The sequence below is a fragment of the Candidatus Protofrankia californiensis genome (assembly GCF_900634765.1).
In the GTDB taxonomy this organism is placed as follows: Bacteria; Actinomycetota; Actinomycetes; order Frankiales; family Frankiaceae; genus Protofrankia; species Protofrankia californiensis.
Window position 1 is genome coordinate 1 of the sequence record NZ_CAAAFT010000146.1, and the last position, 8,370, is coordinate 8,370.

Consider the following 8,370-nt stretch of genomic DNA (forward strand, 5'->3'; position numbering starts at 1 on the left):
TGGCCCGCCGACTACGTCGAGTACGCCGTCCACCGGCGGGCTGACCTGGCCGAGGTCGGTCACGATCTCGGCCGCCCCGATCTCGGCCAGAGCATCGCTGTCAGCGTGGTTGCGTACGGCGGCCACCACGTGCGCACCGGCACGGGTGGCCAGCTGCACGGCGTACCAGCCGACGGCCCCGGAGGCGCCCGTGACCAGCAGACGCCGGCCGAGCAGCGTCCCGAACACGCCTACCGCCTGCAGGGCGGAGATGCCCGGAAGCGCCAACGCCGTCGCGGTGCCCGCGTCGACGCCGTCCGGGAGGATCGCCACGTCGGCGCTGTCGACCGCTATCCGCCGCGCCCAGGCACCGGGGGCGGGCAGCACTGTGACGACATGTGTGCCCGCCGGTGGTCCGCTCCCGTCGGCCGCGGCCACGGCGACCACGCCCGCGGCGTCGAATCCCCACACCTCGCCGGGTCCGAGCATCCCAGGGGCATAGCGCAGATCACGATCGACCAGCGAGAACGCTGCGACCTCCAGCACCAGCTGGCTGCGACCGGGGACGGGCTCGGGCCGGGACCCGATGCTCAGCCCCGCCCGAGCGGCGGGATCGACGACCAAGGCCTCCACATTGACCCCCTACACGTTGGATGTCTTGACAGTATTGTCATTTGAACTTATCAGTTCACTATGCTGTCCCTTACTGTAACGGGCAGACGATGTGCGGTGCACCGTCGGGCAGGTGAGGGGCGAGGGGATGGTCGTCCCGGTCGGTGAGCTGCTGTCGGGCAGGCACGACGACTGGGTCCTGCTGGAGTGGGAGTGGCTGCGCCAGCTTCAGTTGCATCTCCAGGTACATCCTGCCGAGGCAGCCGCTGCCGCCTGCCTGCAGACTGGCCGGTACTACCTGTCCACCATCGGCTGGCTCGGATTCGTGCTCAGTGCCATGGCGACGGTGATACTTGCCGGTTACGCCGCCGTCCTGGCCCTGAATGTCACGCCGAAGGAGGAGCTGAAGGCTCCGTGGCGATGAGAAGGCCCCGACGACCGTATCGCCCAACGCCGTTGTCGTCACCGGTGCAGCGGCACGGTGGATTTTCCGGGCGGTTCACCACAACGAAGCCGACTGGTCGGAATGTTCGCGAACCAGGTTATAGGGTGAGTCCCCGGATTTCACCGGCACAGACATACTGCTGAAGAACCCCCCGCCCGGAAGGAGCCTGGGAACCGGGTGCCGGTGGTGCGTTTCCGGGTGCGGCATCATACTTGTGGACACAGGGGCCGCCGGCCGGATGGCGGGACCGTCGGGTGCCAGGAGGAAATATGGCTTCTATCGACCTCGACAAAGTGTTGGACAAGGCGTGGGCGGAGCAGGATCTGGCGGAGATTCTCACCGCACCGGTGTCGGCCCTGAAGGGGGTTTCGGACCGAGACGGCCAACTGTTGCAGGAGGCGTTCGGCGTTAAAACAGTGGCTGATCTGGCCAATCTGAAGTACTTCCGTTGGGCTTCGGCGCTCGCGGCGCTGAACACCTCGGCCAGGTAGCCACGACCCAGGTAGCCACGAATCAAGTAACCGCACATGGCCGTCGTGGCCCCGGTTGTTCTGGGGCCACGACGGCCATGCCATGCCTGCCGCTCCGCTTGCCCCGGCCGGGACAGCCGGACGCCAGGCCGGGACAGCCGGGAAATCGGTCGCTATGCGTCGCCTGCTCGTCGCCCGTCCGTCACGGGGCAGAGCCGAAAAAATGGGTAGATTGACAGGAAATTCCCGATATTTTCAGCAGCGTCACGAATATGTCTAACGCTATGAATTGCCTGCCATCCCATGGTGCCCGGCAGCGACTGCGACCCGTCGCTCTCCCACGTTTGTCGGTGGTCCCGAAGAACGGGATCGTGCCGCTGGATGGACGGGTGATGAATGGGGCCGGATGCACACGTGACCATTCATCCGGACGCGCCTGCGCGAGGCGGAGCCCCGCCGTAGACTCCGGCTCGTTTGGCTGCGTTGTGTCGCACTTCCTCACCAGGCCGAACATCGCCCTTCGCGGTGACCTGCAGCCGACCGGTGGGCCGCCTGGCGAGTACGGGATGTGGTCATGAGCGAACCCTTACCCTCAATTCGACTCTGTATCCGATGGAAGGCGCTGGTAGTGACTGTCGTAGAGCCTGTCCGGACAAGCCAGCACGACCAGCGCCTACGCATGTGGCTGCTCCAGGGCTTGGCCGAGCGGTCGCGGCAGCACGCGGGACCCCACGCCCAGCTTCCGGTCGAGCACAGGCGCCACCCGTGGTGGCGTGTGATGTGCCTCACGGGAGTGGACTACTTCTCCACCCTCGGTTACCAGCCTGGTATCGCCGCTCTTGCCGCCGGCAGCCTCAGCCCGGTCGCGACGCTGATCCTTGTTCTGCTCACCCTGTTCGGGGCTCTTCCCGTCTACCGGAAAGTGGCGTTGTCGAGCCCCCACGGTGAGGGTTCCATCGCGATGCTGGAGCATCTTCTGCCGTGGTGGTCGGGAAAGATGCTCGTCCTGGTTCTGTTGGGGTTCGCCGCCACCGACTTCCTCATCACGGTTACCCTCTCGGCCGCCGACGCCACCGCGCACCTCATCGAGAACCCGTACGCCCCGGACTTCCTGGACGGTCATAACGTGCTTGTCACGCTGGTGCTGCTCGCCCTGCTTGCCGCGGTATTTCTCAAGGGTTTCACCGAGGCCCTCGGTATCGCGGTCGCCCTGGTCATAGTTTATCTGACGCTGAACCTCGTCGTCGTGCTGGCCGGTGCGGTCCAGGTGCTGCATACCCCGCACGTCGTCGACGACTGGCACACCCTGCTGGTGTCCGAGCATCCGAACCCCCTGTTGATTATCGGGGTGGCGCTCGTGGTCTTTCCAAAGCTCGCGCTGGGACTTTCCGGTTTCGAGACCGGCGTGGCGGTGATGCCGCTGATCCGCGGGGACGCATCCGACACGGAGGAGCATCCCGCCGGGCGGATCCGGGGAACCCGGCACCTGCTCACCACCGCAGCGATAATTATGAGCGTTTTTCTGCTGGCCAGCAGCATGGTGACGACCCTGCTCATCCCGAAGGCGGAGTTCGAGACGGGCGGCGCCGCCAACGGCCGCGCCCTTGCCTATCTCGCCCACGAACTGTTGGGCAACGTATTCGGGACCGTTTACGACGTCAGCACCATCGCAATCCTGTGGTTCGCCGGTGCGTCCGCGCTGGCGGGGCTGCTCAACCTGGTGCCCCGTTATCTGCCGCGCTATGGGATGGCCCCGCACTGGGCGCGTGCGGTCCGCCCGCTGGTCCTCGTGTTCACCGCGGTCGCGTTCGTCGTCACGGTGCTGTTTCGGGCCAGCGTCGACAAGCAGGCCGGCGCCTACGCGACCGGCGTGCTCGTCCTCATCACATCGGCATCACTGGCAGTGACGCTGGCGTCGGTGAAACGGAGCCGGCGCGTATACACCACCGGGTTCGCGGCCATCACCATGGTTTTCGTCTACACGACCATCGCGAACATCATCGAACGGCCGGACGGTCTGATCATCGGGTCGTTCTTCATCATGACGATCATCGTCGTGTCGTTCGCGTCGCGTGGGATACGCGCGTTCGAGCTGCGCGTCACGAACGTGCGCCTCGACGACGCCGCAACACGGTTCGTCGCCGAGGCCGCCGGATCCGGCCAACTACGGCTGATCGCCAATGAGCCGGACCTGAGGGACGCCGCCGAATACTACGACAAGGAACGGCAAGAACGTCGTGACCTGCACATCCCCGACGGAGATCCCCTGCTCTTCGTCGAGGTGACGGTGCCGGACGCATCGGAGTTCGAAAGCGAACTCGACGTCCGGGGCGAGGAACGCCACGGCTACCGGATCCTGAAGCTGACAAGCACCTCCGTACCCAACGCGATCGCGGCGCTCCTGCTGCACCTGCGTGACGTCACCGGCGAGCGCCCGCACGTCTACTTCGAGTGGAGCGAGGGAAATCCCCTGCTCAACCTGCTGCGGTTCCTGTTCGTCGGCGTCGGCGAGGTTGCGCCCGTCACCCGTGAGGTGCTCCGCGAAGCCGAACCCGACCCAGCCCGACGACCCTTCGTCCACGTCGGTTGACATTCAGGGCGTGCGCCGATCGGTTGCCCCCAAAGGCACCTGACGCCACGGCCGTTGGGGCTCCACGGCCATCCGGCCACCTGGTCATCGTGACTGGCTGAGGACGAGGCGGTCGCGCACCCGCGGTGGCAGCCGGGCAACGGCAGAGGCGATGCGGGCGTCCCTGCCGACGAGATACCGGGTACGGGGCCGTCGAGTCGTCAGAGCGTGCGCGATCACCTTCGCGACCTCCTCCGGTGGGATCCCGGCGGCGTCGTTGCGCCTCGCGCTCGCGCGGGCGGCGGCGATCTGTGCCCCGTACAGCTTGTCGACCGTCGGGGGCAGCGTCGCGAGCAGCTGGTCGGCGGATGCTGTCGCCGTCTGCCAGATCGGCGTCGCGACTGCTCCGGGTTCGACGAGGACGACACCGATCCCCCACGGTGCGAGCTCGAGGCGCAGCGTGTCGGTGAGCGCGGCCAGCGCGAACTTCGATGCGGTGTACGCGCCGAGCATCGGCGAGACGATCCGGTCGCCGATCGAGCCCACGTTGACGATCCGGCCGTGGCCGTCGCGCAGCAGGGGGAGCAGCGCCTGGGTGACCGCCACCTGGCCGACGACATTGACGTCGAGCTGGCGGCGCAGCTCCGCCGGAGGGAGGAACTCCACCGGCGCGGCGACCGCGATGCCCGCGTTGTTGACCAGACCCGCCAGACCATCGGCTCCGACGGTGTCGCGCACGGTGGCGACGGCTGCTGCCACCGCGTCCGGATCGGTCACGTCGAGCTGGACGGGCACGACCCGCTCGCCGAATCCGGCCTTCAGCGCCGCCGCGTCCTGCTCCCGGCGTACTCCGGCGATCACCCGTCTGCCCTGGCCGACCAGCTGGCGCACGGTCGCCGCGCCGATCCCCTTCGACGCCCCGGTGACCACGACGGTCCGCGGGGATGTGCTCATCGGCGGTCCCTTCTGGGTGGTCCGTCTCATGGGTGGCCCGTGCAGGTCCGTGCTCGAGCGGACAGCCTCGAGCGGACAGCATAGTTGCGGCCTGCGGGCAGAGTAGCCCGTCGGCGACGTTCGCGGCAGATCGTCACCGGACTCCTGGCAGGCCGTCACCGGTCGTCCGGGGCATGGTTGCGGTTTACCCGTCCCGGTACCTGGAAGGAGTCGCGGGAGACGACCTGGGCAGCTCGCCGCAACGAGACGCTGGAGGCAACCGTGACCGATGACGTGCACTCGACGTGGTTCCATCGGGTCCGGAAGGCCACAGCCCCCTGGTCGCCGGGCGGGGACACGGCGGTTTCGCGGACCGCCGACAGCCCGGGACGTTCGCGGGCGCGCCCGCGGGTTGTCGTGGTCGGCAGCGGCTTCGGCGGTTTCGGGGTGCTCAGCCATCTGGAACGGCGGTTGCCGGCGGACGCAGCCGAACTCGTCGTCGTGTCCCCGGTGGATCATCTCCTGTACACGTCGCTGTTGCCGCAGGTCAGCGCCAACGAGGCCGAACCGCGTCACCTGGCGGTCTCCATCAGGGCCGCGTTGCGGCGGACCACGCTCCGCCTCGGCCACGTCGTCGCGGTCGACGCCGCTGGAGGCGCCGGTGCCGCGGGAGGGACCGACGCCGGGGGCGGTACGGTCACGATCCGCCGGCCCGACGGCTTCCGGGAGAAGCTGCGCTGGGACCGGCTCGTGCTCGCACCCGGGGCGGTGACCCGCACCTTCGACGTCCCGGGGCTCACCGACCATGCGCTGGGTCTGAAGAACCTCGCGGAAGCCGTCTATCTACGCGATCACGTACTCCGCCAGCTTGAGTACGCCGATGCCTGCGACGATCCGGCCGAGCGCCGGGCGCGGTGCACGTTCGTGGTGATCGGGGCCGGTTACACCGGGACGGAGCTCGCCGCGCAGATGACGCAGTTCACCAGCCGGGCGGTGTACCAGTACCCGAGGCTCGCCGAGGGGGACATCCGGTGGATCCTGGCCGATCTGGCACCACGGGTGTTGCCGGAGCTGCGTACCGCTCTGGGCGATCGTGCGGCGCGGGTGCTGGCCGCGCGCGGCGTCGAGGTGCGGCTACGGACGTCCGTCGCGGAGGTGAGTGCGGACAGCGTCCGGTTCACCACCGGTGAGATTGTGGCGACCCATACCCTGGTCTGGTGCGCGGGGGTCAGCCCCAGTCCGCTGGTCGCCACCCTGGGCCTGCCGACGACCCGGCAGGGTCGGCTGGTGGTGGACGCCCAGTTCCGGGTGCCCGACGTCGCGGGCATGTTCGCACTCGGCGACGCTGCGGCCGTGCCGGACGTCACCCAGGGTTGCCAGCCCGCGGGGCAGACCGCCCAGCATGCGGTCCGGCAGGCAGCTGCCGCCGCTCGCAGTGTCGCCGCGTCGCTGGGCTACGCGACGGCCCGGCCATACCGGCATCGCAATCTCGGCTTCATCGTCGACCTCGGCGGGACCGCCGCGGTGGCCGATCCCCTCGGGGTTCCCCTGTCCGGGGTGCCTGCCGCGGCGTTGACCCGCATGTACCACCTCCGGGCGCTGCCGTGCCTGACCAACAAGACCCGGGTTGCGGCCGACTGGCTCCTCGGTGCCTTCACCCCACGTCAGATCGTCCAGCTCGGGTTCCTGCCCCCGGCCAAATCCTCGATCAGCGCTGCTGAACGGACCGACATCTACACCGGCAGCGGGGCCAGATAGCACAAGCGCTGGGGTAGGACAAGCGCTGGGGAGCCTGACGGTCAGCCCGAGGGAAGGTCGGGTGGGCCGTCAGGCTCGGTCTGCTCCGCGAGGAAGCGTTCCAGCGCGGCAGCGAGTTCGTCCGCAGTGGGCAGCGCCTCGGTCGTGGCCGCCGGAAGGTCGGTACCTTCTCGACCTTGGATGAACGTGTCGTACTGTTCTTCGAGGGCGGTGACCAGCGCCGCGGCTTCACCGCCGTTTGCCAGCTGCCGGTCGATGTTGCCGCGGATGGCCGCTGAGGCGGAGCGCAGCCCGTCCAGCGGGAGCATCAGGCCGGTCGCCTTCGACAGCGAGGTGAGCAGGCTTTCGGTGGCTGCCGGATAGTCGGTCTGCGACAGATAGTGCGGGACATGGGCGGCGAACCCCATCGCGTCGAGACCGTCGCGCCCACGCTGGTACTCCATGAGATGGCCGGCGCTGCCGGGGACCTGGACCCGCCGCACCCACGGCTCGTATCCGATGATGAGATCCCGACGGGTGGCATGCGCGGTGACGCCGCACGGGCGGGTGTGCGGAACGGCCATCGGGATCGCGTTGAGACCCACGGTCAGCCGGACGCTCAGGCGCTGGGCGAGGGCGCCGACGGCGGCGATGAACCGCTTCCACTGCAGGTCAGGTTCTGGACCGGACAGCAGCAGGAACGGCGTGCCGGCGCTGTCGTCAACGAGATACAGCCCGAGTACCGGCTCGTCGTAGTGTTCCCAGTGGTCCTCAACAAAGATCATGAACGGGCGCCGGGAGCGGTAGTCGAGCAACTGATCGACGTCGAAGGTCGCGATGAGACGGTTGTCCAGCGTGGTCAGCAGGTGGTCGCGGGCCAGCCGAATCGCGCCACCCGCATCGACGACACCGGTGAGCGCCTCCACCAGCACGGACCTGCCGATCTCCGGCAGGTCGTCGGCGACTTCATACAGCTCACTCGGGTCGAGCACTGGTCAGGGTCTCCTCACAGAAGTCTGTCGACCGCTTCAACGAAGATGAAGCGGCAACGGTGCCGATCTGTTCCTACCGCGTGACGCCTCCTGGGAACCTGGTGGACCGCTCGCGGTAAGTATCGCAGTTGGGTTCAGGCCCGGGCGGGCGGTGGCCATGGCGGGAGATCGTGGCTGTGTCCTGCGCGGCGTGGTCGGCACGGGTAGTCCAACCTAGGAGCAGTGTCTCGCTGTCGCTGACGAGGGCGGGCGTGGCGGCAAAGCGGTAAGGAGGTTTCATGCGTGACGCGCTGCCGGAGCTGGCCCGCTGGTGGACGGCGGGGACGCCGTTCGCGCTCGCCACCGTGGTCGCGACCAGTTCGTCCGCGCCGCGTCCGCCCGGTGCGGTGATGGCCGTGAACGCCGACGGGGACGCGGTCGGCAGCATCTCGGGCGGTTGCGTCGAGGGCGCGGTGTACGAGATGGCATGCCAGGTGCTTGCCACGGGTGAGCCGGCGCTGGCCACATACGGCCTGGGCGATGACGACGTGTTCGCGACCGGACTGACCTGCGGTGGGACGATCAGCGTCTTCGTGCAGAGCATCGACCGCCGGCGGGCGCCGGAGTTCGGCGACGTGGCGGTGGCGGTGGACG

Annotated in this window: 8 protein-coding genes; 5 read left to right on the forward strand and 3 right to left on the reverse strand. The window is 68.3% G+C overall.

What is annotated here, in order from left to right; all coding sequences use genetic code 11:
* Positions 1–612, reverse strand: a 612-nt coding sequence (locus DD1DGNOD_RS08575) for an alcohol dehydrogenase (RefSeq protein ID WP_131769844.1), incomplete at its 3' end; no start/stop codon positions are given.
* Positions 613–724: 112 nt separating this feature from the next.
* On the opposite strand from DD1DGNOD_RS08575, the gene DD1DGNOD_RS08580 reads away from it, so the two are divergent.
* From DD1DGNOD_RS08580 to DD1DGNOD_RS08590, 3 genes are all read left to right on the forward strand, one after another.
* Positions 725–1,015: a hypothetical protein gene (locus DD1DGNOD_RS08580; protein ID WP_165034837.1), complete on the forward strand. Its 291-nt coding sequence runs from the start codon at positions 725–727 to the stop codon at positions 1,013–1,015.
* A gap of 290 nt (positions 1,016–1,305) precedes the next feature.
* Positions 1,306–1,527: a hypothetical protein gene (locus DD1DGNOD_RS08585; protein ID WP_131766030.1), complete on the forward strand. Its 222-nt coding sequence runs from the start codon at positions 1,306–1,308 to the stop codon at positions 1,525–1,527.
* Between the two features lie 658 nt (positions 1,528–2,185).
* Positions 2,186–4,096 (forward strand): amino acid transporter, encoded by a 1,911-nt coding sequence (locus DD1DGNOD_RS08590; protein ID WP_131766073.1) that lies wholly within the window; start codon positions 2,186–2,188, stop codon positions 4,094–4,096.
* Positions 4,097–4,180: 84 nt separating this feature from the next.
* On the opposite strand, the gene DD1DGNOD_RS08595 is transcribed toward DD1DGNOD_RS08590, so the two are convergent.
* Positions 4,181–5,029: an SDR family oxidoreductase gene (locus DD1DGNOD_RS08595; protein ID WP_131769845.1), complete on the reverse strand. Its 849-nt coding sequence runs from the start codon at positions 5,027–5,029 to the stop codon at positions 4,181–4,183.
* Between the two features lie 177 nt (positions 5,030–5,206).
* Between DD1DGNOD_RS08595 and DD1DGNOD_RS08600 the strand changes: the two genes are divergently transcribed.
* On the forward strand, positions 5,207–6,766 hold the full coding sequence (locus DD1DGNOD_RS08600; protein ID WP_241255574.1) for an NAD(P)/FAD-dependent oxidoreductase: 1,560 nt from the start codon (positions 5,207–5,209) through the stop codon (positions 6,764–6,766).
* A 41-nt stretch (positions 6,767–6,807) separates the two neighbouring features.
* Here DD1DGNOD_RS08600 and DD1DGNOD_RS08605 read toward each other — a convergent pair whose 3' ends face one another.
* Positions 6,808–7,737, reverse strand: coding sequence for a PAC2 family protein (locus tag DD1DGNOD_RS08605; RefSeq protein WP_131766033.1), 930 nt, complete (start codon positions 7,735–7,737; stop codon positions 6,808–6,810).
* A 278-nt stretch (positions 7,738–8,015) separates the two neighbouring features.
* On the opposite strand from DD1DGNOD_RS08605, the gene DD1DGNOD_RS29095 reads away from it, so the two are divergent.
* Positions 8,016–8,370 (forward strand): XdhC family protein (locus DD1DGNOD_RS29095; protein ID WP_241255575.1); only part of this gene is annotated, 355 nt, incomplete at its 3' end.

Bases quoted from the DNA above. Each gene is read 5' to 3' on its own strand.
- DD1DGNOD_RS08585 (WP_131766030.1), top strand. From the start codon at position 1,306: ATGGCTTCTATCGACCTCGACAAAGTGTTGGACAAGGCGTGGGCGGAG.
- DD1DGNOD_RS08590 (WP_131766073.1), top strand. From the start codon at position 2,186: ATGTGGCTGCTCCAGGGCTTGGCCGAGCGGTCGCGGCAGCACGCGGGA.
- DD1DGNOD_RS08595 (WP_131769845.1), bottom strand. From the start codon at position 5,029: ATGAGCACATCCCCGCGGACCGTCGTGGTCACCGGGGCGTCGAAGGGG.